This is a genomic window from Agrobacterium sp. S7/73 (assembly GCF_019355535.1).
Classification (GTDB): domain Bacteria; phylum Pseudomonadota; class Alphaproteobacteria; order Rhizobiales; family Rhizobiaceae; genus Agrobacterium; species Agrobacterium tumefaciens.
This window is the reverse complement of sequence record NZ_CP072136.1, coordinates 820,991-845,013: the sequence shown is the minus strand read 5'-3', so window position 1 is coordinate 845,013 and position 24,023 is coordinate 820,991. Positions and strand designations below refer to the sequence as shown.

Genomic DNA, 24,023 nt, shown 5'->3' with positions numbered 1-24,023 from the left:
TGCTTCTCCCTTCGCGAACGCTGCAAACCTATTCTTATTTGCCTTAACGGCAAGCAGCCTTTTGTACCAATCAATTGTGAGAATGATCAGACAAGACGGAACAGTTTGCCTGGATTGAAGATGTTATCGGGGTCGAGCGACGTTTTGATGGCGCGCATCACATCCAGCGCATTTCCCGCTTCTTCGGCCAGAAAACTCATCTTGCCCTGGCCGATGCCGTGTTCTCCGGTGCAGGTGCCGTCCATGGCGATGGCCCGGCGATTGAGACGCGCAACGAAAGCTTCGGTTTTGGCGACACTTTCGGCATCCTTTCCATCGAACAGGATGAGTACATGGAAATTGCCGTCGCCGGCATGGCCGACGATCGGCGCCAGAAAGCCGTTTTCCTTTATATCCCGTTGCGTTTCCACCACGCAGTCCGCTAGCCGCGAAATCGGCACGCAGACATCGGTGGACAAACCGTCGAGATGCGGCGCGAGCGCCCGCGAGGCCCAATAAGCATCATGTCGGGCCTTCCACAGCTTGTTACGCTCGGCCGCATCGCTGGTCCAGCGGAAATCGACGCTGCCGCATTCCGCCGCGATCTCTGCAAATTGCTGCGATTGCAGGGCCGCCGTCTCTTCGGTGCCGTGGAACTCCACGAACAGCGTCGGTTTTTCCGCGTAGTTCAGGCCGGAATAGGCATTGCAGGCCCGCACCTGCACTTCATCAAGCAGTTCGATGCGCGCAACCGGAACACCCATCTGGATCGTCATGATAACAGCGTCACAGGCCGCCTGAATACTGTCGAAGGTGCAGACGCCACCGGCGATCTTTTCCGGGATGCCCTGCAACCGCAGCGTAACCGAGGTCAGAACCCCAAGCGTGCCCTCGGCGCCGACGAAAAGCCGCGTCAGATCGTAACCGGCCGACGACTTGCGGGCACGGCGAGCAGTGCGGATTTCCTCACCATTGGCAACAACGGCGGTAACGGCCAGCACATTGTCCTTCATCGTGCCGTAACGCACGGCATTGGTGCCCGACGCCCGCGTCGAGGCCATGCCGCCGATAGAGGCATTGGCACCCGGATCGATCGGAAAGAACAGGCCGGTATCACGCAGATAGACGTTAAGGTCCTCGCGCGTCACACCCGGCTCCACCGTCACGTCAAGATCTTCGGCGTTTACCTCAATGATGCGATTCATCCGGCTGAAATCGATGCAGATTCCGCCATCAGGCGCATTGACCTGCCCTTCAAGCGACGACCCCGTACCGAAAGGAATGACCGGCACCTTATAGAGCGCGCAGGCTTTCACCACAGCTTTCACATCATCTGCGTTTTCGGCAAAGACGACACCATCAGGCGCCTGCAAGGTCAGATAGGTGGTGGTATGGCCATGCTGCTCGCGAAACGCCTGCCCAGTCTGGAGCTTGTCACCCAGCTGCTGCTTCAGCGCTGCAAGCACCGACGCGATGCCTTCCTCGTTGCGTTTTCCCGCGACTACATCTTTCAGCGCCATCGTCCATCTCCACCGCAAGATACCGCCGTAACGGACTCGATCCGTTACGAAATTCCGTTGGGTGGTATGGGATAAGGTTAAGGCTTTGTCCAGCATCGCGATTGCGCGGGACACATTTGGCGAGGACCGTTTATTCCGCCGCAAGCAGCTGCTTGTCCTCCTCAAGCGCCTTCCGACGCGCGGCAAGTTCCAGTTCGCGGTGGAGGCGGATTTCCTCATCGGCTTGCGGTTTGGCGAAACGGGCAATCAGCAGGTAGGAAACCGGGGTGATGTAAAGCGTCACCAGCGTCGCAAAACCCAGACCGCCAACGATAACCCAGCCCAGCGCGATGCGTGCTTCCGCCCCTGCTCCCTGCGCCAGCACCAGCGGCACGCCGCCCAAAATGGTCGCGATCATTGTCATCATCACCGGGCGCAGGCGGATGCTGGTGGCTTTTTCGATGGCTTCGCGCACGGTGGCGCCCTGGTCACGCAGATGGTTGGCGAATTCCACGATGAGAATGCCGTTCTTCGCCATCACGCCCACCAGAAGCACAAGCCCGATCTGGCTATAAACGTTGAGGCTCGATCCGGTGACGAGCAGCGCGATGACGGCGCAGGCAAGACCGAGCGGCACCGTCGACATGATGATGATCGAACTCAGGACACTTTCGAACTGCGCGGCCAGGACAAGGAAGATGATGGCGATGGCGAAACCGAAGGTCAGCAGCATGCCGCTCGAATTCTCCTCAAGCGTCGCCGCCTCGCCGAGCGGCAGAAGGCGGGCGCCGGGCGGCAGGAGGGATTGTGAGAGCTCGTTCACCTTTTCCAAAGCCTGACCGAGCGAAACGCCGTCCTTGAGATTGGCGGTAAAGCCGACGGAGGGAAGCTGCTGCTCGCGGTTCAGCTGCGGCGCCACCGCATTTTCCTTCAGGGTGGCAATGACCGACATCGGCACGATCTTGCCGTCACCCGTTTTCAGGAAGACGTTTTCGAGATCGGTCGGGTCGTTGATCGGCCGGGTGGAGGACAGCAGCCGGACCGGGATTGCATCCCCATCCACGAAGACGTCGACAACCGAACGTCCTTCCAGCAGCGATTGCATGGCGCGTGACAGGCCGGTGATATCAATGCCGAGATCGGAGGCGCGCTCACGGTCGATGGAGACGGATAGCTGCGCCTGGTTGGGCTCGTTGTCGAAACGCGGCGTTTCGAACAGGCCGCTTTCCTCCATGGAAAGCAGTAGTTTCTGCGTCGCAGCCGTCAGTGCCTGATAGTTGCTGCCGACCATTGCCATCTGCAGGCCGTTGCCCGCACCGCGAATGCGCAGGCTGTTCGGCTGCATGGCGTTGCCGCGCAGCGCCGGCACCTTGTTGGCGGCAGCGGTAACATCGGCGGCAATCTGGTTCTGCGTGCGGTCGCGATCAGCCCACGGCGCCAGCGTCAGCACCAGAAAACCGGTGTTCGAGGAACCGTTCATACCGGTGATGGAGTAAATATTGCGGATTTCACCGCTATCGCGCAGCGGCTGGAGATTTTCCTCGATCCGCTGCAACTGGTCGCGCGTATAGTCGAGGCTGACACCCTGCGGCGCCGTCACACGCATCATCACCGAGGCGCGGTCCTCGCGCGGCGTCAGTTCGTTCTGGATCATGCCGAAGGCAATCCAAGACAGGCCCGAAAAGACGAGCGCAACGATGATGACGATGAGCGGGTTGTTGAGGCAGGCGGAAAGCGTCTTCTTGTAGGTGGAGGCAAAGACATTGCCGAACCACGCCAGCGGTCCCGTGGGTTCCTTCAATCCGTCTTTCAGCATCCGCGAAGCGAGCATCGGACACAGCGTCAGGGCCACGATGGAGGAAAGACCGACAGCGAAGGCGAGAACGAAACCGAATTCACGGAAGAGGCCACCCAGCTGGCCCGGCAGGAAGGAGAGCGGAATGAACACTGCGGCAAGCGTCGCCGTCGTCGCAATCACCGCGAAGAACACTTCCTGCGTGCCGAGAACAGCGGCAGCGCGCGGCCCCATGCCCTCCGCACGGCGGCGCACGATATTTTCCAGCACCACGATCGCATCATCGACCACCAGACCCGTCGCCAGAACGATGGCGAGCAGCGTAAGGATGTTAATCGAGAATCCGACCATGTAGATGGCGATGATCGTGCCGATCAAAGCCACCGGCATGGTGATCGCCGGAATGAGGGTTGCCCGCCAGTCACGCAGGAACAGGTAGAGCACCACAACCACGATCAGCGCGGAAAGACCAAGCGCCAGTTCCACCTCGTGCAACGCGCCTTCAATGAAGACGGCGTCGTCACTGGTCACCACGATGCGCGTACCCTGCGGCAGGTTGGCCGACATGGCCTCGACGGCAGCCTTCACGCCGGTGGAGATATTGAGCGTATTGGACTGCGCCTGCCGGATGACGCCGAGACCCACGCCCTGCACACCATTGGACCGCAGCGAGGTGGATTCGTCATCCGCACCCAGCATCACGGTTGCCACATCGCGCAGGCGGATATTGTCCTTGATCAGAAGGTTGGAAAAATCCTCAGGCTTCGTGAGGCTCGCGGTCGCGCGCACGACGATGTCCTGCGTCGAACTTTTCAGCGATCCCGCCGGCACATCAAGCGCGGCACTGGCCAGCGCGGTCGAAATATCCGTCACCGTCAGACCACGGCTGGCAAGTGCGGCCTGATTGAGATCGACGCGGAAGACTTTTTCCTGATCGCCGTAAAGCTCCACATCCGCCACGCCATCGACGGCGGCAAGGCGGTCGATGACTTCGTCATCCACCAGCTTGGTCAGATCTTCCATGCTGAGCGTGGACGAAGTGACGGCAAGACGCATGATCGGCTGGCTGTCGGAATCCGCCTTGATGATCTGCGGCTCGTCAGCATCGTCAGGCAACTGGTTGGTTACGCGGCCAATGGCATCGCGCACATCGTTTGCGGCAACGGCCATATCGACATTGTCGCCGAATTCCATCGTTACGCGGCTGGTGCCGAATTGCGAATTGGAGGAGATGGTTTTGACGCCGCTGACGCGCGCAACAGCTCCCTCGATGGTCTGCGTCACTTCCTGATCGATGGTTTCGGGCGCCGCACCTTCATAAGTCGTCCTGACGCTGATGGACGGCCGGTCCACATCAGGCAACTCGCGCACCTCAACGCCAACCAGCGCGGCAAGGCCGGCAACCACAAGCAACGTATTGAGAACCGCTGCCAGAATGGGCCGGCGAACGAACAGTGCGGTGAAGGCGAGCTTGGAATCCTGACCCGAAGGCGACTGAGTCGTCATTGGCTGGCAACCTCCTCGGGCTTCGGCTGGCTTGCGACACGGACGGCACCACCCTCCCGCACCCGCTGCAATCCTTCGGTCACGACCTGATCGCCTTCCGCCAGTTCCGCTTTCACGAGAACGGCATCGGGGTTACGCTGCACGATCTGCACCCGCACCTTGGCCGATTTATTATCGGTCACGCGCCAGACATAGGAACCTTCGGCATCCCACTGCACGGCCAGCGGATCGACGGATGCATAGGTCTCTCCGGCAAAACGCATGGTAACGCCGAAGGACATACCGGCCCGAAGCTCATCCTTGTCGTTAGCAAACCGTGCCCGGATGCGGATGGTACGGCTTGCGGCGTCGACACGGTTGTCGACGGCCTCGACCTCACCTTTGAACGTCTCGCCGGGGCGTGAAATCGAGGTGGCCTCTACAGGCATTCCGACGGTAATTGCAGTTACGAACCGTTCCGGCGCCCAGAAATTGACCAGAATTTGAGAACGGTCATCAATGCCGACGATCGTTGATTGCGTGGTGACATTGTCACCGATATTGGCGGCCACGATCCCGACAACACCCTCAATCGGTGCGACGATGTCGCGGCGCCTGAGGTTCAGCTCGGCGGTGCTCAGTGCAAGCTTGGCGGCTTCCTCGGCAATCTGCGCGTCCAGCACATCAAGGCGGGATACGGATTTCAGGTTACTGTAGGAACTCGATTTTTCGACGGCGCTGCGTAGCGCAACCTGCGCCTTGTCCCGCTCGATCACCTGCTCCTCGTCATCGAGCCGCGCGAGCACCTGCCCCTTTACGACGCGGGCGCCGGATGAAATGCGGATTTCCGAAAGCGTGCCTGATGTCTGCGGCATGACGACAACCGACTGGATGGCCTCGCCACTGCCGATGGCGTTCAGCCTGTCATTGACCGTGCCCTGCTTGACCGGGGCCATCGCCACCAGGGTCGCATTGCCATCGCGGCGTGCGGCGCCGGCATTCTGTCCGGATGACGAACCGGGTGTTCTGGCACCGGATGCGGCAACCTCGACCGCGCCAACAGGTGTTTTGCCGATGCCGATACCCGCGAGCAGATTCCGCGCTTCGGGTGAATAAAACCCCCAAAGACAGAGTCCTGCTCCCGCCACAGCAAGACAGACACCCACCTGTTTCCACACCCGCATACAATTCTCCGATTATCCGCACAGCATAAACCTGCCCCGAAAAGAGCTTTTCGGAACGATAGAAGTATTCCCGCATGCCTTAACGAAGGCAACGCACAAATCCGTTCCTTACATAATTGTAATTTGTGATGAATTGTCGTCGAAAGCGCACTGACGGCCATTTCTGTCGCAAACATTCGCCAATCCGGTAATCTGCAGCTGAGATAGCCATGACCGGAGGAATGCATGAGCACCGTAACGAAAGCCGAAAATCCTGAAGCCAACCCGCGCGTCAAGGCTGTGTTCGACGATATCCGCACAACGCGGAAATCGGATTTCATAAACAATATGTGGCTCTACCTCGCCTTCGACCAAGATCTTCTGGAAAAGACCTGGGCCGAGGTCAAGGCGGTGATGGCCACACCTTCAGCGCTCGATCCGCTGGTGAAAGAAATGCTTTATATCGCCGTTTCCGTCACCAATGGCTGCTCCTACTGCGCCCACTCCCATACCGCGGCTGCAAAAGCCAAGGGCATGACGGGCGAACAGCATGCCGATCTCATGCGCGTCATCGCCCTTGCCGCCAAGACCAACCAACTGGCCGTGGCGCTGCAATTGCCGGTGGACGCGGCTTTTGATGCCGACAGGCGGGCCTGAGACGAAAAAAACGTCTTGGAATAGGCGTTTTGACGGATGATACCGGAATAAAAGCAGAACACGGTTCTAGCCTTTATATCCCGAATCACTACATTGGGCCGCATGAGCAACAGTTTTGACGATATGCCGTTCTTCGACGAAGAACCTGAGGCGCCGCGCAAGGCGACGAACAATGCCGATGCAGGCAACGCTGGCGGGCTTGGCATTGCCGCGCGCGCCATGGCGGCACGCGATCAGGCCCGGCCCACGCCCGACTATCTTTCCGGCCTCAACCCGGAACAGCGCGAAGCCGTGGAGACACTGGACGGCGCGGTTCTGGTGCTTGCGGGCGCCGGCACCGGCAAGACCCGCGTTCTGACCACCCGCATCGCCCATATTCTGGCGACCGGACGCGCCTATCCCAGCCAGATTCTGGCCGTGACCTTCACCAACAAGGCCGCCCGCGAGATGAAGGAACGTATTGGCGTTCTGGTCGGCGGCGCGGTTGAGGGCATGCCCTGGCTCGGCACTTTCCACTCCATCGGTGTCAAGCTCTTGCGTCGCCATGCCGAACTCATCGGCCTGAAGTCTGATTTCACCATTCTCGACACCGACGATGTGGTGCGGCTGATCAAACAGCTTATCCAGGCCGAAGGTCTTGATGACAAGCGCTGGCCGGCCAAACAATTCGCCGGCATGATTGACGGCTGGAAGAACAAGGGGCTGACGCCGCCGGATATTCCCGAGGGCGATTCCCGCGCCTTTGCCAATGGCAAGGGCCGCGAACTTTACACGGCATATCAGAACCGGCTGAAAACGCTGAACGCCTGCGATTTCGGCGATCTTCTGCTGCACCCCATCAGCATCTTCCGCCGCAATCCCGATATTCTGAAGGAGTACCATCAGAAATTCCGCTACATTCTGGTGGACGAATATCAGGACACCAATACGGCGCAATATATGTGGCTCAGGCTTCTTGCCCAGCGCCCCAAAGGCGAGCCGCAAAACGTCTGCTGCGTCGGCGACGACGACCAGTCGATCTATGGCTGGCGCGGCGCCGAAGTGGACAACATCCTGCGCTTCGACAAGGATTTTCCCGGTGCCAAGGTCATCAAGCTGGAGCGTAACTACCGCTCCACCGAGCATATTCTGGGCACCGCCGGCCATCTGATCGCCCATAATGAAGGGCGTCTCGGCAAGACCCTGTTCACCGAGCGCAGCAGCCCCGACGATGAGAAGGTCGTGGTGCATGCGGCCTGGGATTCCGAAGAGGAAGCCCGCGCCGTCGGTGAAGAAATCGAGCAGCTTCAGCGCAAGAACCACAAGCTGAACGACATGGCCATTCTCGTTCGCGCCTCCTTCCAGATGCGCGAGTTCGAAGACCGTTTCGTCACGCTAGGCCTCAATTACCGCGTCATCGGCGGTCCGCGCTTCTACGAGCGTCTCGAAATCCGCGATGCCATGGCCTATTTTCGCCTTGTCTGCCAGCCGGCCGACGATCTGGCCTTCGAGCGCATCGTCAACACCCCCAAGCGCGGCCTGGGCGACACGACCATCCGCAATCTGCATGATTACGCCCGCGCCCGCGACATTCCGATGCTGGCGGCAGCGACCGACATCATCGAGACCGACGAGCTGAAACCGAAAGCGCGCAAGGCGCTGTTCGACGTGGTGCAGGATTTCCGCCGCTGGCAGGGGCTTCTGGAAAACACCGAACACACCACGCTTGCCGAGCAGATCCTGGACGAAAGCGGCTATACTGCCATGTGGCAGGCCGACAAGACGGCGGAAGCACCCGGTCGGCTGGAAAACCTGAAGGAACTCATCCGCTCGATGGAGGCCTTCGAGAGCCTGCGCGGTTTCCTCGAGCATGTCGCGCTCGTCATGGATGCCGAGCAGAACGAAAATCTCGATGCCGTCTCAATCATGACGCTGCATTCCGCCAAGGGGCTGGAATTCGACACCGTCTTCCTTCCCGGTTGGGAAGAAGGTCTGTTCCCGCACCAGCGGGCGCTGGACGAAGGCGGCCGCTCCGGTCTGGAGGAAGAACGTCGTCTCGCCTATGTCGGCATCACCCGCGCCAAGAAGCTATGCCATATCTGGTTCGTATCGAACCGGCGTATCCATGGTCTGTGGCAATCCACCCTGCCCTCGCGTTTTCTCGATGAACTGCCGCCAGCGCACGTGGATGTGGCGGCATCCGACAGCAATTACGGTGGTTACGGCGGACGCGGCGGTTATGGCCAGTCCCGTTTCGACAAGGCGGAGCCCTTCGCCAACAACTACTCCACCCCCGGCTGGAAACGTGCCCAGGCCAACAAGTCCGACGCGACCCGCGATAACTGGGGCACACGCTCCGGCCATGCGGTCGAGCGGATTGGTTATGGTGAAAGCGGGCCCCGCGCCCGCACGATCGACGGCGAACTGGTGGCAAAATCGGTTGCCGACACACCGTCGAAATTCGTGGTCGGAGACCGCGTTTTCCATATCAAATTCGGCAATGGCAACATCTCCGCTATCGAGGGTAACAAATTGACCATCGATTTTGACCGCGCCGGACAAAAGCGTGTGCTGGATGGATTTGTGGAAAAGGTTTGATTCGACAACTATGAGTGTGCGAATGCAGTTTTTTCCATAGCCCCCGTCACGCCGTTGCAATAAAGGAGTTGCAACAGGGTGCAGAAACCGGGCGAGGACTGCTTTGCATATTTTACCGAAAAGCGGGCGCAAGCTTGCCGTTTTCCTGATCAATATGGACAGCGCCACCAAGCGCCTCGAGGACATGAACGCACGCCTCGACGCCATCGGGCTGAAGGCAGAGCGGGTCCCGGGCGTTAATGGCCGCGAACTGAATTATCCGATCCCGGAATTCAGCGAGCTTTCCTACATGCTCATGCATGGCCGCCGCACCTCGCCGCCGGAAATCGGCTGCTATCTCAGCCATGTTGCCTGTGCCAACAGGTTCATGGGCAGCGATGCCGACATCGCGCTCATTCTTGAAGACGATGTCGTCTTCGAAAAGGATTTCCTGGAAGCAATCGACGAGGCGATAGTGAACGGGAGCGACTGGGATCTGCTTCGGCTGACCACGGTCAGCAACGGTCGCAAGTTTCCGTTCCGCAAGCTCGTTGGCGGACGCTCACTCGCAATTGCGTTGACGCGGGAAAAGGGTTCGGGCGCATATCTCGTCAACCGCCGCGCCGGCAAATGGATCTCGAAGCTGATCCCCATGCGGCTTGCCTACGATATTGCCTTCGACCTGGAATACCTCGCTGGCCTGAAGGCAGCCTTCATTTACCCACTCTGCGCCACGCAGGATGCGGACGGGGAAAGCCAGATCCAGAACAATCTGCGGATATACCGTCTGCCCCGCTGGCGCTACTTCACCGTGCTGCCCTACCGCACTTTTCTGGAAACCAGCCGTTTCCTCATGCGCAGCCTCCGCTTTGCCGTTGCCAAGCTGACCGTTGCGCTGGAGCGCGCCAAGGGCAAGGCCGTTCCCACCGGCAATTGACTACGCCGGCCTACACTTCGCCGGGCGTGAACCCAACCAGATAGACCGCCGCGATCACAGCTGCGAGAGTGAAAATCGAAATGACGAAAATCGTCATCCGGTTCAAGGGTTTGCGCGTCGTTTTCTTCATGGTGGAATAATGCGAAGCGCGCGTTCTGGTTCCCTACGGATTGTCAGCTTTTGCCTGCGGTAACCTGTGAGACAGGTAATCCCGCATCTGCTCCATTGCCTCGTCGCGCGTCAAACCACCGGACTGCAATCCTGAGCGCAACCAGAGGCCGTCGATAAGCGAAGTGATGCCAAGCGCGACAGTTGCGCAGTCTTGCCTCGGCACGAGATGCACCAAAGCCGACAAAAGATTGGAGCGCATCCGCGCATGGATCACCTTCTGAATCCTGGCGAGCTGCGGCTCGCGCGGAACCTCGGCGCAAAGCGACAGCCAGGCGTGGCAGATCGAGGGCTGAAAGAAGCTCTCGTCGAAATTCGCCTCGATAATCGCATCGAGCCGTTCACGCGGACTGACCGCCCGATTGAGGCGCGCCACCACGGCCTCCTTCAGCTTCACATTGGCTTCACGCATCGCGTGCTCGAACAGTTCCTGCTTGTTGGCGAAATAATGCAGCACGATGCCTTTCGAGGCGCCTGCCTGCGCCGCCACCCTTTCAAGCGTGGCACCCGCCATTCCCTCACGCTGAAGAACTTCGAATGCAGCCCGCCTCAGCTCCGCCCGGCGAATATCGCTTATCTTGGTCAGTCGCATCTTTGTCTCCTTGCGTGAGCAATATTGACAAATTTTCCGTAAAGATCAATTATTGTCCCACCGGTCAATCTAATGACCCAATAGACAAAAAAAGGTGGAACAATGAAAAAATGGGCAGGTGTTTTTTCGGCCGCGATGGTTTTGACGACCGTCGGCACTTCCGCGCTCGCATCGGATGCTGAAACTTGCAAGGTTGTGCGACTGGCCGAGCCGGGCTGGAACGATCTCGCTTTCACCACCGGCATCGCCATGTCGCTGTTGAAGTCACTGGGATATGAGCCGCAAAGCCAGCTTCTCGGGATCGACGTCATCTACACGAGCCTGAAGAGCAAGGATCTCGACGTCTTTCTGGGCTATTGGAACCCGGCAATGGTGAACTACTACAAGCCTTACAAGGAAGACGGATCGGTCGAAAAAGTCCGAACCAATCTTGTAGGCGCCAAATACACTTTCGCGGTTCCGACCTATGTTTGGGATGCCGGCGTCAGGGATTTCTCCGACCTGCAAAAATTCGCGGACAAGTTCGACAGCAAGCTCTACGGCATCGAACCGGGCTCCAACCAATTGATGCTGGATGCCGTCAACGATCCGGCACTGGGACTGCACAATTGGGAAGTGGTCGAGTCCAGCGAACAGGGCATGCTTTCGCAGGTAACCCGTTTCGCCCGCAACAAGTCCTTCATTGTTTTCCAGGGTTGGGCGCCGCACCCGATGAACAGCAAATTCGACATCAAGTATCTGACGGGCGGCGATAAATTTTACGGGCCCGACTTCGGCGCTGCAACAGTCGATACGCAGGTACGCAAAGGCTACCTACAGGAATGCCCGAATGTGGCGAAGCTGCTCGACAATCTCGCATTCGACGTGGAGTACGAGAACAAGGGCATGGATTATATCATGAACGGTGGAATGTCCCCGGAAGACGCGGCAAGGCAGGCGATCAAGGATGAGCCGCAACGAATGGACGCCTGGCTGAAGGGCGTATCGACGTTCGACGGGCAGGATGGTCTCACTGCCGTAAAGGCGGGGATCGGCCTGTGACGGCAATATTGCAGGATGATTGGGAGAAGCGGAAGCAATATGTAGAATTGCCCCGCGGTCGCCAGCTGGCTTTCATCGACACCGGCGGTCCGGGCCCAGTCCTGCTGATGCTGCATGGTTTTTCGGACACCAGCCGCAGCTTCTCCATGCTGGAGCCTTTTTTCAGCGAATACAGGCTCATCGTCCCTGACCTGCCCGGACACGGTGTTTCCTCGGCGGGACAGAGCCTGCATGTCGCTGATTTCGCCGAAACGGTCGATCGGTTTCTAACGCTCCTGGGTATTTCACGGCTGTTTCTGCTCGGCCACTCCATGGGTGCGATGACCACTATCGAACTTGCCGCCCGGCGAGGCGACACGATCCGGGCTCTTGCCCTCATCTCGGCAACGCTTGAGCCGGATTTTGGCGCTGAAAGCCAGTTGACCAGAGATATTCTCGCACTTCGGGACCCGATCGGACCCAATAGCGGCTTTCTGCGCGGCTGGTATTCGTGCAGTCAGCCAGTCGACGAAGATTTTTTGTCGAAAATGAAACAGGATGCCGCCAACATGCCGGCTGCCATCTGGCATGGCGTCGTTGAGCGCTTTGCGGATACAAACCTGCATCACAGCGCGTCCAGAATAAAAAAACCGGTACTGTGCCTCGCCGGTTTCGAAGACCCCCTTTTCGGCGCGTCGCATCGTCGAAAATTGGCCGCCGCCTTTCCCGAGGCTCAAACCGTTACGCTCGATGGGCATGGCCACAATCCGCATTGGGAAAACCCGAAGGGCGTATCCACGCTGATCGCCGATTTTTTCGCGGATGTGATGACCGACTGCGCTAAGTAAGAGGGTGGAGTGCGCCGGTTGAACAAGTTTCTGGAAACAACTGACAAATCGATTTCGATTCAGGTGCCGATGTTGTAACGCTTCGCTGAATAATCATATTTTGGCTGGCCATGACAGAAACGACCCATCCCCGCCTGAACCCGTTGCACCTTGCCGCCGCCTTCGCAAGCGGCTGTCTTCTGACATTGATGGTGCATTTCAACGGCCAGCTTGCGCATTACGGTAACGCACTTTTCTCCTCCTGGACTGCACACGGCACCGGCACGGTGGCGGCGCTGATCTATCTCGCGATCATGCGCCCGAAGACGGAGGCGGGTGCGCTGGCCAAACCGAAGGCGCCGCTCTGGGCCTATTGCGGTGGGGTGATTGGTGCGGCCATCGTCATCCTCACCTCCACCGCCGTCAATTCGCCGCTTGCCCTCTCCGGCACCATCGCGCTCGGGTTGGGCGGACAGGTGATCTTCAGCCTTCTGGCCGATTTCTTCGGCCTGTTTGGCCTGCCCAAACGGCGGCCGGATTTGCGTGACATGGCGGCGGTGGCACTGATTCTCTGTGGCAGCGCACTTATTATCCTTGTCGGGAGAACGGCATGATCGTCTGGATAGCCATGGCGTTTACCGGCGGCGTCTTTGTGGCACTAAGCCGTCAGGTCAACGGCCGCCTCAGCCTGTCGAACTCACCGCTGATCGCCTCGTTCTGGAACCATATCGTCGGTTTCGGGGTATTGACCGTCATCGGCCTCATCGTCGGCGGCCTCATTCCGCCAGGCGCGGCCGACGCGCCGTGGCTTGCCTTTATCGGTGGCCCCATCGGTGTTGTCTTCATCGCTTCGGGAAGCTGGCTCATCCCCCGCATCGGCGCGGTCAATACCGCACTTCTCGTCATCAGCGGCCAGATGGTCTCAAGCGTCGTGCTCGACTTTTTCAGCGATCAGCCGCCGAAACTCTGGGCGAGCGCACTCGGCATTCTGCTGATTCTCGCCGGCATGGTGCTGACCCAGCGACGCGGCCGCTAGGGCATTTCTCCGGTAAAAATGTGCAGCGGTTTTACGTCCGGGAAAGCGTAAATCAGGTATCGCTGTCGCGTGAGAACATGCTGAGCAGGGTCTTGCCGCCACTCTTGCCACCGCTGCTTGCGAGCGTCGGGCGACCACCATTCAGCTTCGGCACCACGACCATGCGTTTGACTTCGCCACGTTTGAAGGCCGCAAGGAACCGGGAGTAATCCCGGAACACAACGCAGCCATTCGATTCACCGCGTTTCGCCAGCATATAGGTGTGGGCGAGAAGACCGTCGCGGCCATGCGGATTGACGCCATTTTCCGGTGTCAGACGGATTGCTTCGACGCCATGGAACCGCGCCTCGCGCATCGTCAGACGATAGCTGGAGGGCGGCGTCGAGCCGCGCATTCTCACATGAACATAGTCGGGGTTGTCGCGCATCTTGCCGATGCCCGAATGTGCCTCGAGCTTTTCGCCGTTCGGCATATGAACCAGGCCGGAGGAAATATCGTAGATCGCCGTGCCGTTGCCGCGATCCGGCCACGGAACCGCATCCATCTTGCTCGGCTCGCGCACCGGATTATCAGGTTTTGCAAAGGCGAGCATGCCGGCCGTGCCCTGCCGCGGCTGCTGGGGTGCACGCGCAGGCACCGGCGCATCGAAAGCAGGTGCGGAAGCAACGGCTGCCGGGTGTTCATCGGTCTTCGCTAGAACGGCGGGGCGGGGTGATGGCTCCACCGTTTCGGCAGCCGCAACCTCGGCCCGGAAGCTTGGCAAAGGGACGTCGTCCGGAAGCAGGCTGCTCGCCTCTTCCTCGATCTGCGGGCGCCCTAATGCCACTTCAAATGCCGGATGTTGCGATGCGGCGCTCTGATATGCGACCTCTGTGGTGCGTCCAAGCGCCGAATCGACGATGGCGGAGGGCCGCAGCGCTGCAAGTTCCTTGACTGTCGCCTGCCCCTTCGCGTTCGCAGCCGCGCCAAAACGCTCGCGGAACTCCTTCTCGCCGATTTCGGGCATGATGCCGGCAAGGCGAACCGCCTTCTGCGGGCCATGGCTGTGGTCGCTCAGACGGGAAAATTTGCGGACGTGAATATCCCGTGCGGCTGCGCCGGAAATCGCAGCCTCGCCAGACTCCAGCCTCGCCACCAGCGTCTTCTCAAACTGCCCGACACCATGCGATGCGGCCGCCATCGTGTGAAGCGAGGCGAAGGCAGCGAAGGCGAACAGACCGGCAAAGGCACCACCGCCAAGCAGAGCGGACATTCGGCCAAGAGAAAAGGATTTGCCTCTCTTGAGGCAAGACGAACCGGCAAGACCGGCGCCATTATAAGCCGCAGCAGAATACGCCATGATACTCGTTACTCGAACCGTTCACGCACACCCGGGCAAAGCCGGAGGGATTTTGGGGCATCCGAACAGCGGGTGGACACCCGGCCGATTTCGGAACTGACTGGTTCGAAGCATGACGAATTATGGTAACCAAAGTGTTTACGAGTCCCTGCAAAAATAATTCGTTAAGGTCTGCGCATTATCGGGCGAAGGCAAAACAATGACTTGCGCGGGCTGGGCATGCATCTGCATCGCCTTTTCGCGGAAAATGCCCCGCAGGGCGTCATCGGCCTTTAAAGTTTACGTCGCCGCATCGTCAGGTAAATTCCGACTTTGCCGGAAATTTGCTGTAAATGCGGCAGGACTGCGACGGAGCAAATCTATGCCATCAGCCGTCAAGCACACACAAAGCTGGTAAGGGCACTTGATCCGTTGCTGCCGGCTTGGCATCCTGCCGGAAATAAGGGAGGCAAATCATGAAGGCGCTGCTGCTCATCGATATCCAGAACGGCTTTTGTCCGGGCGGTAATCTGGCTGTCGCCGATGGCGACCGGATCGTGCCCGTCGCCAACGCCCTGATCGACAATGGCGGTTACGATCTGATCGTCGCCTCGCAGGATTGGCACCCGGAAAATCACGGCAGCTTTGCCTCGCAGCATGTCGGCAAGAAGCCGTTCGATATGGGTGAACTCTCCGGCAAACCGCAGATGATGTGGCCGGACCATTGCGTGCAGGGCACGCCGGATGCGGAATTCCATCCCGACCTCAAGACGGAGGCTTTCGACTATATCCAGCAGAAAGGCGAAAATCCCGCCGTCGACAGCTATTCCGCCTTTCGCGACAATGATCAGGGGGCAACGACAGGTCTTGCCGATTATCTGACGCGCCAAGGCGTAACCCAGCTCGACATATGCGGGCTCGCCACCGATTATTGCGTCAGTTTCTCGGTGCTCGATGCCCTCGACATGCTGCCTGGCGTCAAGGTGCGTTTCATCGAGGATGCCAGCCGCGGGATCGATCCCCAAGGTATACAGGCGTCGATTGCGGCCATGCGGGAAAAAGGCGCGACCATCCTCAAAAGCCGCGACATTTTGGACGACTGAGGGCCGGTCATCGCAGCCTCGGCTTCTCCAGCACGTCGATATCGCCTGCCGCATCCTCCAGGCGCCGCAGGATCGCGGCATGCGCATCCTTGAGCCCCTGATTGTAAAAGACATATCCGACTTCTTCGGCCAGAAAGTCGACGAAGATTTCCGCCTGCAGCAAGCCGATCTCGGTTTCGGTCTCCCGGGCCAGATACTCCCGAACACGCGCAGCCAGCACTGCCCTGTCCTGCTTCTCCAGCATTGATCCTCCATTATTCAATCGTTTGGGCGGGGAGCAAAAACCGGGTGAGGCCTTCCGTCCGACGTCGCGTATCGGCGTTACCGTAACGGAAGCTTCAAGGGAATCAATCGATCCATTCATGCAATTTGTTTGCCAGCCGGCCGGGACGGCGATAGAGCGGCGGGCAAGGAGTTCCTGAACAATGTCCAATGCAGATTTCCGCGAAGGCCTCAAAAGCGGCTTTCCGATCGCCCTTTCCGCCGCTCCCTTTGGCGCGCTGTTCGGCGCGGTCGCGGTCGATAACGGGCTGAGCGTCGCCGAAGCGACGATCATGAGCGGCACCGTCTATGCCGGTGCCAGCCAGCTGGTCGGCATCGAATTATTCGGCCAGAAGGTTGCCCCCTGGCTGATCGTGCTATCGGTGTTTGCCGTCAATTTTCGCCATATTCTCTATTCGGCCGCCATTGCCAGAATGATTACCAACTGGACTTTCCTGCAAAAGGCCATCGGGTTCTTCGTGCTGGTGGATCCACAATTCGCCGAGTCGGTCAGGAAATACGAAAACACTGGCGTGGTCGGTTTTGCCTGGTACATGGGCTTCGCCACGCCGATCTATATTCTGTGGCTGGTGATGACCATTGTCGGCGCATCGCTCGGCAATCTCGTCGGCGACCCGAAAGCCATCGGCCTTGATGTGCTGTTGCCGATCTATTTCATGGGCATGGTTTTGAGCTTCCGCCAGCGGGAGAATTTTTACCCGGTGATGCTGGCAAGCGCTCTTGGCGCAACCGTTGCCTATCACATCGTCGGCTCGCCCTGGCATGTCAGCCTCGGCGCGCTTGCCGGTATTCTCGTCGCAGTCGTCTATCCGCCGAAACCAACCGGCGAGGCCAATTCTGAAAGCAAGGTGGAAACGCCATGAGCGATCTGCTGCACGCCGACACGCTGATCCTGATCGCGCTCGCCACCGTCGCCACCTATCTTACCCGCATCGGCGGTTATGTTCTGATGACGCGGATGAAATCCATCCCGCCGCGCATGGAAGCGGGATTGAACGCCGTTCCCGTGGCGGTTTTGACGACCCTTGTCGCACCCGCCTTTTTTGAAGGCGGATACGAGGTGAAGATCGCAATGGTGGCCGCTCTTCTGGTCTGCCTGCGTTTCCCCGGCCTGACGATGCTGACCATTGGCTGGGCGATCGTTATCGCCATCAGGCACTTTTCTATCCTTTAAGCGTTCCGCGCCAGAGGCTGCGTGGCCGCAACAAGCCACGCTTTCACCTCTTCATCCGCGATCAAAGGCGAGAGCTTTTCCAGAACGCCGGCGTGATAGGCATTCAGCCAGTCCAGTTCGTCGTCGGTCAAAAGTGCCGTGACGACCAGCCTGCGATCGATAGGGCACCAGGTCAGGGTCTCGAAGGACAACATCGGCTGATCGCCGCCCGCGACTTCCGCCGCCTCGCGCACATAGATCAGGTTTTCGATGCGGATGCCAAAAGCGCCGGGGCGGTAATAACCGGGCTCATTCGACAGAATCATGCCCGGCAGAAGTTCCTGCGTCGAAAGCCGAGAAATACGCTGCGGCCCCTCATGCACCGAAAGATAGGAGCCGACGCCGTGGCCGGTGCCATGAGCATAATCCGCACCGGCCTTCCACAGCGCGATACGCGCCAGGGGATCGAGATCGCAACCGCGCGTTCCCTTGGGAAACCGTGCGTCGCTGATGGCGATCACGCCCTTCAGCACCAGCGTGAAGAAACGCCGCTGATCTTCCGGGACATTGCCGATTGCCACGGTGCGGGTGATGTCAGTGGTGCCGTTGACATATTGCGCGCCGGAATCGACGAGGAACATCTCACCATCGCCAAGTGTCCGGTCCGTATCGGTGGTGACGCGATAATGGATGATGGCGGCATGTTCGCCCGCGCCCGAAATCGTATCGAAAGACACGTCCTTTAGAGGATTCTGGAGAGACTGCCCCACTTTGGCGCGCGCAGCCTCCAGCGCCTTCACGGCCGCGATTTCGGTAACGCTGCCCGGTTGCTGACGATCCAGCCAGCACAGATATTCAACCATAGCCGCGCCGTCCTGCACATGTGCCGCTGCCGAGCCGGCAAGCTCCGCCGCGTTCTTGCACGCGCGCGGCAAGCGGACGGGATCGGCCTCCTCAATCAAGGTGCCACCCGCCGCTGTAATCGCCCCTGTCAGCGCCACAGGCGTCAGATCGGCGTCCACCATGACGCGGCCCTTGGCGCTGGCAATGGCGTGCAGACGATCGGCGATAGTCGATGGCGGCAATTGCGTCGCCAGCTGTGCCAGATAGGCCTCGGCCTCGATACCGGTCTTGCGTTTGTCGAGAAAAATATCAGCCTTGCCATCCGCATAGATGATGGCGCGGGCAAGCGGATGCGGCGTGTGCGGCACATCGTTGCCGCGAATATTGAAAATCCAGGCAATGGAAGACGGATCTGTCACCAGCAGGGCATCGGCTCCCTTGGCCGACACCGTCTCTGCCAGCGAGGCGATCTTTTCCTTCGCCAGCTTGCCGGTGAAGGCTTCCGGCTGAATGACGACAGGCTCCAGCGGTTCTGACGGGCGGTCGTGCCACAGCGCATCGAGTGGGTTGTTTTCGAGCAGGACGACGGAACCGCCCTTCCCCGCAAGCGCCTTTTCCAACCGCTTCAATTCAGCGCCGGTATGCAGCCACGGATCGATCCCGAGCCGAAAGCCCGCAGCCCCGTGCTCCGACAACCAGACGGAAGGCGGGGCACCGACCAAATCACCACCGCTGAACACCGATTGATCGACCTGCGACTTCAACTGCGTGGTATAGCGACCATCGACAAACACCACCGCCTCTGCGCGCGTTACCAGCGCAATGCCGGCAGAGCCGGTAAATCCGGTCAGCCATGACAGACGCTCAGATGATTCAGGTACATATTCGCCCTGATATTCATCGGCACGCGGCACCAGGAAACCATCGATACCAAGGGCGTCGAAACTGGCACGCAGCGCCTCGACGCGGGCCTTGCCGAATTGCGGCGCGGATTTGTTTTCGAAGGTCTGGAACATGGGCATCTTTCGGGAACTGTCATGAGGAAAGCGGTCGGTAACGCCGTCAAATCATTGGCGCGCAACGACAATGCCATGCCGGCAAACCCGGTTTCAAGCCATATGTGCCATCAACCATTACGACAGGCACGCGCGCTGCCATTTACCCCAAAGGCCGAGAAAAGACGCCGCTAAATTGAGCAATTTTCCCTAAATAAGTAATATTGAAAAGCCGCAGACATGCGAAAAACGCATACCTACCTTGAAGCAAGACCCCTAACCAAACAAAAACACATCGCTTATCTTCAAGCCAACACAGCGAGAGACACACTCTCCTGGCAAACAAGGATTTGAAGCAATGGCAAAATCTTTCCTCCGCACCGCTTTCGATCGCGTCATTGAAGCACGCGAGCGTCAGGTCAGCCGTCATGTCAACGCAGCCCTGCTTAACCTCGACGACAAGTCGCTCGAAGCGCTCGGCATGAACCGCGCCGAACTTCGCCGCACCGCAAAGTCCAGCTACGTATTCTGATCACTTCGGGCGCGGCGATCCTCCCTCCACCGCGCAGGAACAGGAATACGTCGACCCGCTTGAGCGATTCTCCTCCAATATGCTCGCGGGTTTTCAGGCGGCGCGAAAGCGCCGCCTTTTCTTTGTCCGGAAACGAATGCTGCTAAAGCGTCAGTCCTTGCGCAGATGCAGCGTGACCCAGCCATTGCGCCAGATGGTGCGGACGTGGGAGAGCCGCGCGCCATTATAGGCCGCAAGCACCTTCCAGCGCTGCGATGCGAGAATTCCCGACAGGATGACGGTGCCGCCGGGCGCCAGATGCGTGACAAGCTGCGGCGCCATCTTGATGAGCGGCCGCGCCAGAATATTGGCGATGATGAGATCGAACGGGCCGTATTTGCGGAAAGCGTCGGAGTGGAAACCCGGAGCGGTTTCAAGCGCCAGCCCGGAGACGATGCCGTTCAGCCGCACATTCTCCCTGGCCACGCGCACCGCGATGGGATCAATGTCCGTTGCGAGTACCGGAATATAGCGCATCTTGCGCACGGCAATTGCCAATACACCGCTGCCGGTGCCGAGATCGAGCGCATTGCGCACGGTCCGCGCCCGCAGAACATCCTCGATCATCTCAAGGCAGCCCGCTGTCGTGCCATGATGGCCGGTGCCGAAAGCCTGACCGGCCTCGATCTCGATGGCCAGATCGTTGGGCTTGATCTTATCGCGATCATGCGCGCCGTGAACGATGAAGCGCCCTGCCCGTACCGGTTTCAGCCCCTCGAGCGACTTGGCGATCCAGTCGATGTCGGGAACGATCTCCTTTTCGATGGCGAGGCCGGGAAAGGCCGGTGCCAGCAAGGTGTCGATGCGCTCGCGGAATTCGTCTTCCTGCTCGGCCATCAGGTAAACCGAAGCTTCCCAGATGTCGCGTTTCTCATCCACCTCGGTGGTGGCGATCGCGACATCCTCCTCGCCGAAATAGTCCGACATGAGATCGAGGATTTCACCGGCCTTGATTTCGGTCGTGGTGACGTAAAGTCGGATTTCGCTCACGGCAGGCTGCTTTCTCTAGCTAAGGTTCTTAAGGCTTGCATTTGCCACAAAACCTCCGCCAGTCCAATAAGCCAGGCACAATTATGCCGTCTCGTTCAGCCCTTCAGCAGATTCTGGAGCTTCTGCTCGGCAACATCGGGGTTTTCGCCATAGGCGATGGTGCCGGAAAAACGACCATTGGCGTCAAGCAGGATGACGGAAGCCGTGTGATCCATGGTGTAGTCACCATTCGGATCCTTGTCATCGACCGGCACCTTCTTGGCATAGATGCGATAGCCTTTCAGCGTTTCGGCAATCTTGTCGGCCGGACCGGTGATGCCGGTGATCCGCTTCGAGACGTTGGAGACATATTGCTGCATGAGCTCAGGCGTATCGCGCTCGGGGTCTACGGATACGAAATAGGCCTGCAGCTTGTCGCCGGCCGGGTCTACCTTCTCCATCCAGCCGTTCAGCTCGAACAACGTCGTTGGGCAGACTTCCGGGCAATGGGTGAAACCGAAAAAGAGCGCCGTGGGCTTGCCCTGAAACGCCTTTTCGGTGATCGGCTGACCGTTCTGCGCCGTGAGTTCGAACGGCACGCCATAGGCCGTTTCCACCATTTCCTCACGGGTCTTGGTCATTTCGAGCGTCAACCAGCTGACGACACCGACAAGAACGACAACCACGGCCCACAATACGATGCGAATATTTCTCATTGTCCTAATCCTACCCCCGAAGCCCGGCCGCATGACGTGGGCCTCCATCGTCTGATAACGAACAGCGGTGGCGACGGCAAATCAACTGGGCGTATTTGCGTAAACCGCGCTGATTTGTCACAAAGCCGGGACGGGACGGCAGATTACAGACACCAGGCGATGCCGCTTTGCACGGCGGAGAGGAAAATATCCGTGCCGTGTCGCACCCAGCCATCAAAGGCAAGAAGCACGACGGCAAGCGAGGCCGCTACCGCAAGGCTTGCAAGAATAAACTTCAGCGGATTGGCAACGAGTGCGTTCATGCGTCTGTTATAACCTGTTTGCACCGGCGCGAAAACCGCCAAAATACTGGGTTTTGCGAGCGCGGCACCGCCAATTGTTAGGGAAAGTTTAAAATCTTGCTGTGCAATATGGCCATAGCGGTTTTTAAGTTCCGACATGATGTCTCCCGGTCCATTCCGGCCACCGCATAAAGCTCAATCATGCATGGGCCTGCCTAAGAGCCGCCAGAGGAAACCTGCCGTCATGTCCAACGCCATCAAGCAATCCGGCGCATATCTCGAAATCGTTTCCTTCCATCTCGGCGGTCAGGAATTCTGCATCGACATCATGGCGATCCGCGAAATCCGCGGCTGGGCGCCGGTTACCCCGATGCCGCACACGCCGCCTTATGTTCTCGGCCTCATCAACCTGCGCGGCGCCGTCATCCCCGTCATCGACATGGCAGGCCGCCTCGGCATGAAAATGACCGAACCCTCCGAGCGCTCCGCCATCATCGTCACCGATATCGGCGGCAAGCTGGTGGGACTTCTCGTGGAACAGGTCTCCGACATGATGACCATCCGCTCCGAAGACCTGCAGCCCGCGCCCGACATCATTCCCGAAGAACAGCGCAACTTCTGCCGCGGCATCGTGGCGCTGGAAAAGAGCATGGTGTGCTTCCTCAACCTCGACACCGTGATTGCCGACGAGCTGGCGCGCGAAGCGGCTTAATAGAGCCGGTGAGGTTTTGATAACATAACGCGCAGGTTCCACAGCTTGCCCTGAGGGGTACGGCAGGGTCGGAAACCTCTCCTCCGTCATGCTCGGGCCTGTTCCGAGCATCTAAAACCTATCGATTTTACGATACGTGATTGTATCCTCGGGACAGGCCCGAGGATGACGTCGCGGGTGAATTATGGTGTCAGCAGTACCAAGGGCAAAGCCTCAAGGCTTGCCCTTTTCCCACGTCACCTGCTGGTTATAGAGAGGCACTGTCGAAATCGCCATCTTGGCCGAGCCATCCTTCAGCTCGCGCGCATGGACCAGATAGATCAGCGTGTCATTCGCCTTGTCGTAAACGCGACTGACGACCAGCTTCTTCCACACCAGCGACATGCCCTGCCGGAAAACCTCTTCACCGCCCTTCGACAGATCGATATCACCGATTTCGACCGGTCCCGTCTGGCTGCACGAAATGGCGTTGTTGGAAGGGTCCTCAAACCAATTGCCATTTTTCAGCCGGTCGATGACGCCACGATCGAAATAAGTGACATGGCAGGTCACGCCCTTGATCTTGGGATCGGCAATCGCCTCGATGACGATATCGTTGCCGATCCAATCGACACCGACCTTACCGACGACCTCCGAATGCGCAACCGTCACCGGAAACAACACCAGAAAGCCTGCAAACAAACCCGAGAGCGTTTTCATCGTCATCGCATGTTCTCCGTTATGCTACTTCAGACATAGGTGTGGGGAACGGTTACGCAACCCGCGAGACAACACGTTTTTTCATGCTGCAAGGCTGATAGCCCGTGGAAGTGAGACGGCCGGCGACCATGCCGATCTTTTCCGGCAGGTCGCGGATATGGTCAACGCGCAACGCCCTGGCCGCCGCAATCGATGCCGCAGCGCAGACGACAGCATCTTCGGCGGCGTTATGGTGCACGAAACGCAACTGAAGGTGATGGGCAATCACATTCAGCTTGTGCGACGCCAGCTGCGGCCAGACATGGCGGGCAATCTTGACGCTGCACAGATAGGAAAGATCAGGATAGGACTGCCGGTATTTATCGAAGGAAGCCCGCATGACGCTGAAATCGAAGGCGGCATTGTGGGCAATCATCGTGGCGCCGTGGAAATCGTCGATGAATTCCTCCATCACATCAGGGAATTCCGGCGCATCCTCTACATCGGCAGGGCGAATACCGTGCACGGCAATATTGAAGGGCGAGAACCGCATGTCCTTCGGCCGGATGAGCCGTTCCTCGACGCGAACGATCTCACCGTCTTCTATCCACGCAAGCCCGATGGAGCAGGCGCTACCCCGTTCCTCATTGGCGGTCTCGAAATCGATGGCGATGGTTTTCAAGAGTGA

General features: G+C 59.0%; 24 protein-coding genes. 12 read left to right on the top strand and 12 right to left on the bottom strand.

What is annotated here, in order from left to right; genetic code table 11:
• Positions 1-86 precede the first annotated feature (86 nt).
• From J5276_RS03845 to J5276_RS03835, 3 genes are all read right to left on the bottom strand, one after another.
• A complete protein-coding gene (locus J5276_RS03845; protein WP_112154019.1) occupies positions 87-1,499 on the bottom strand; it encodes an FAD-binding oxidoreductase in 1,413 nt (470 codons plus the stop codon).
• Positions 1,500-1,629: 130 nt separating this feature from the next.
• Positions 1,630-4,779 (bottom strand): efflux RND transporter permease subunit, encoded by a 3,150-nt coding sequence (locus J5276_RS03840; RefSeq protein WP_112154020.1) that lies wholly within the window; start codon positions 4,777-4,779, stop codon positions 1,630-1,632.
• A complete protein-coding gene (locus J5276_RS03835; RefSeq protein ID WP_065659206.1) occupies positions 4,776-5,942 on the bottom strand; it encodes an efflux RND transporter periplasmic adaptor subunit in 1,167 nt (388 codons plus the stop codon). The genes J5276_RS03840 and J5276_RS03835 overlap by 4 nt, the downstream gene beginning before the upstream one ends.
• A 225-nt stretch (positions 5,943-6,167) precedes the next feature.
• Here J5276_RS03835 and J5276_RS03830 point away from each other — a divergent pair, with 225 nt between their 5' ends.
• From J5276_RS03830 to J5276_RS03820, 3 genes are all read left to right on the top strand, one after another.
• Entirely contained in the window at positions 6,168-6,578 is a 411-nt protein-coding gene (locus tag J5276_RS03830; protein ID WP_080798178.1) for a carboxymuconolactone decarboxylase family protein, read from the top strand.
• 102 nt (positions 6,579-6,680) lie between these two features.
• On the top strand, positions 6,681-9,155 hold the full coding sequence (locus J5276_RS03825) for an ATP-dependent helicase (protein ID WP_025594016.1): 2,475 nt from the start codon (positions 6,681-6,683) through the stop codon (positions 9,153-9,155).
• 103 nt (positions 9,156-9,258) lie between these two features.
• A complete protein-coding gene (locus J5276_RS03820; RefSeq protein WP_112154021.1) occupies positions 9,259-10,071 on the top strand; it encodes a glycosyltransferase family 25 protein in 813 nt (270 codons plus the stop codon).
• 163 nt (positions 10,072-10,234) lie between these two features.
• Here J5276_RS03820 and betI read toward each other — a convergent pair whose 3' ends face one another.
• Positions 10,235-10,831, bottom strand: coding sequence for a transcriptional regulator BetI (gene betI / locus J5276_RS03815; protein ID WP_111790711.1), 597 nt, complete (start codon positions 10,829-10,831; stop codon positions 10,235-10,237).
• Positions 10,832-10,933: 102 nt separating this feature from the next.
• Here betI and choX point away from each other — a divergent pair, with 102 nt between their 5' ends.
• From choX to J5276_RS03795, 4 genes are all read left to right on the top strand, one after another.
• Entirely contained in the window at positions 10,934-11,872 is a 939-nt protein-coding gene (gene choX, locus J5276_RS03810; RefSeq protein WP_162632968.1) for a choline ABC transporter substrate-binding protein, read from the top strand.
• Positions 11,869-12,699 (top strand): alpha/beta fold hydrolase, encoded by an 831-nt coding sequence (locus J5276_RS03805; RefSeq protein WP_112154022.1) that lies wholly within the window; start codon positions 11,869-11,871, stop codon positions 12,697-12,699. Before choX ends, J5276_RS03805 begins: the two co-directional genes overlap by 4 nt.
• A gap of 110 nt (positions 12,700-12,809) precedes the next feature.
• Positions 12,810-13,292: a DMT family transporter gene (locus tag J5276_RS03800; RefSeq protein WP_003513161.1), complete on the top strand. Its 483-nt coding sequence runs from the start codon at positions 12,810-12,812 to the stop codon at positions 13,290-13,292.
• The gene (locus J5276_RS03795; RefSeq protein ID WP_003513163.1) at positions 13,289-13,714 is read left to right on the top strand and encodes a DMT family transporter; all 426 of its coding nucleotides are present in this window, start codon (positions 13,289-13,291) and stop codon (positions 13,712-13,714) included. Before J5276_RS03800 ends, J5276_RS03795 begins: the two co-directional genes overlap by 4 nt.
• A 52-nt stretch (positions 13,715-13,766) precedes the next feature.
• Here J5276_RS03795 and J5276_RS03790 read toward each other — a convergent pair whose 3' ends face one another.
• Positions 13,767-15,053 (bottom strand): DUF2778 domain-containing protein, encoded by a 1,287-nt coding sequence (locus tag J5276_RS03790; protein WP_112154023.1) that lies wholly within the window; start codon positions 15,051-15,053, stop codon positions 13,767-13,769.
• 455 nt (positions 15,054-15,508) lie between these two features.
• Here J5276_RS03790 and pncA point away from each other — a divergent pair, with 455 nt between their 5' ends.
• Complete coding sequence (gene pncA / locus J5276_RS03785) at positions 15,509-16,135, top strand: bifunctional nicotinamidase/pyrazinamidase (RefSeq protein ID WP_111783551.1); 627 nt, start codon at positions 15,509-15,511, stop codon at positions 16,133-16,135.
• A 7-nt stretch (positions 16,136-16,142) separates the two neighbouring features.
• Here the strand turns inward: pncA and J5276_RS30760 are convergent, their stop codons facing one another.
• Positions 16,143-16,379, bottom strand: a complete 237-nt coding sequence (locus tag J5276_RS30760) for a DUF2164 domain-containing protein (protein WP_003513169.1) — start codon at positions 16,377-16,379, stop codon at positions 16,143-16,145.
• A gap of 181 nt (positions 16,380-16,560) precedes the next feature.
• Here J5276_RS30760 and J5276_RS03775 point away from each other — a divergent pair, with 181 nt between their 5' ends.
• Both J5276_RS03775 and J5276_RS03770 read left to right on the top strand, forming a co-directional pair.
• Positions 16,561-17,280: an AzlC family ABC transporter permease gene (locus J5276_RS03775; protein ID WP_025594025.1), complete on the top strand. Its 720-nt coding sequence runs from the start codon at positions 16,561-16,563 to the stop codon at positions 17,278-17,280.
• On the top strand, positions 17,277-17,591 hold the full coding sequence (locus J5276_RS03770) for an AzlD family protein (RefSeq protein WP_025594027.1): 315 nt from the start codon (positions 17,277-17,279) through the stop codon (positions 17,589-17,591). Before J5276_RS03775 ends, J5276_RS03770 begins: the two co-directional genes overlap by 4 nt.
• Here the strand turns inward: J5276_RS03770 and J5276_RS03765 are convergent.
• On the bottom strand, positions 17,588-19,429 hold the full coding sequence (locus J5276_RS03765; protein ID WP_111783552.1) for an aminopeptidase P family protein: 1,842 nt from the start codon (positions 19,427-19,429) through the stop codon (positions 17,588-17,590). The genes J5276_RS03770 and J5276_RS03765 overlap by 4 nt on opposite strands.
• Positions 19,430-19,766: 337 nt before the next feature.
• On the opposite strand from J5276_RS03765, the gene J5276_RS03760 reads away from it, so the two are divergent.
• A complete protein-coding gene (locus J5276_RS03760) occupies positions 19,767-19,940 on the top strand; it encodes a hypothetical protein (RefSeq protein WP_003513176.1) in 174 nt (57 codons plus the stop codon).
• Positions 19,941-20,090: 150 nt separating this feature from the next.
• On the opposite strand, the gene J5276_RS03755 is transcribed toward J5276_RS03760, so the two are convergent.
• The 3 genes from J5276_RS03755 to J5276_RS03745 form a co-directional block, all read right to left on the bottom strand.
• The gene (locus J5276_RS03755; RefSeq protein ID WP_111783553.1) at positions 20,091-20,969 is read right to left on the bottom strand and encodes a 50S ribosomal protein L11 methyltransferase; all 879 of its coding nucleotides are present in this window, start codon (positions 20,967-20,969) and stop codon (positions 20,091-20,093) included.
• A gap of 95 nt (positions 20,970-21,064) precedes the next feature.
• Complete coding sequence (gene sco / locus J5276_RS03750) at positions 21,065-21,664, bottom strand: cytochrome oxidase assembly protein Sco (protein WP_003513179.1); 600 nt, start codon at positions 21,662-21,664, stop codon at positions 21,065-21,067.
• A 143-nt stretch (positions 21,665-21,807) separates the two neighbouring features.
• On the bottom strand, positions 21,808-22,104 hold the full coding sequence (locus tag J5276_RS03745) for a hypothetical protein (protein WP_236761511.1): 297 nt from the start codon (positions 22,102-22,104) through the stop codon (positions 21,808-21,810).
• A gap of 85 nt (positions 22,105-22,189) precedes the next feature.
• On the opposite strand from J5276_RS03745, the gene J5276_RS03740 reads away from it, so the two are divergent.
• Positions 22,190-22,657: a chemotaxis protein CheW gene (locus J5276_RS03740; protein ID WP_003513183.1), complete on the top strand. Its 468-nt coding sequence runs from the start codon at positions 22,190-22,192 to the stop codon at positions 22,655-22,657.
• A 213-nt stretch (positions 22,658-22,870) separates the two neighbouring features.
• On the opposite strand, the gene J5276_RS03735 is transcribed toward J5276_RS03740, so the two are convergent.
• Both J5276_RS03735 and J5276_RS03730 read right to left on the bottom strand, forming a co-directional pair.
• Complete coding sequence (locus J5276_RS03735) at positions 22,871-23,362, bottom strand: CreA family protein (protein WP_003513184.1); 492 nt, start codon at positions 23,360-23,362, stop codon at positions 22,871-22,873.
• A gap of 46 nt (positions 23,363-23,408) precedes the next feature.
• The gene (locus tag J5276_RS03730) at positions 23,409-24,017 is read right to left on the bottom strand and encodes a 3'-5' exonuclease (RefSeq protein WP_013636498.1); all 609 of its coding nucleotides are present in this window, start codon (positions 24,015-24,017) and stop codon (positions 23,409-23,411) included.
• Positions 24,018-24,023 lie beyond the last annotated feature (6 nt).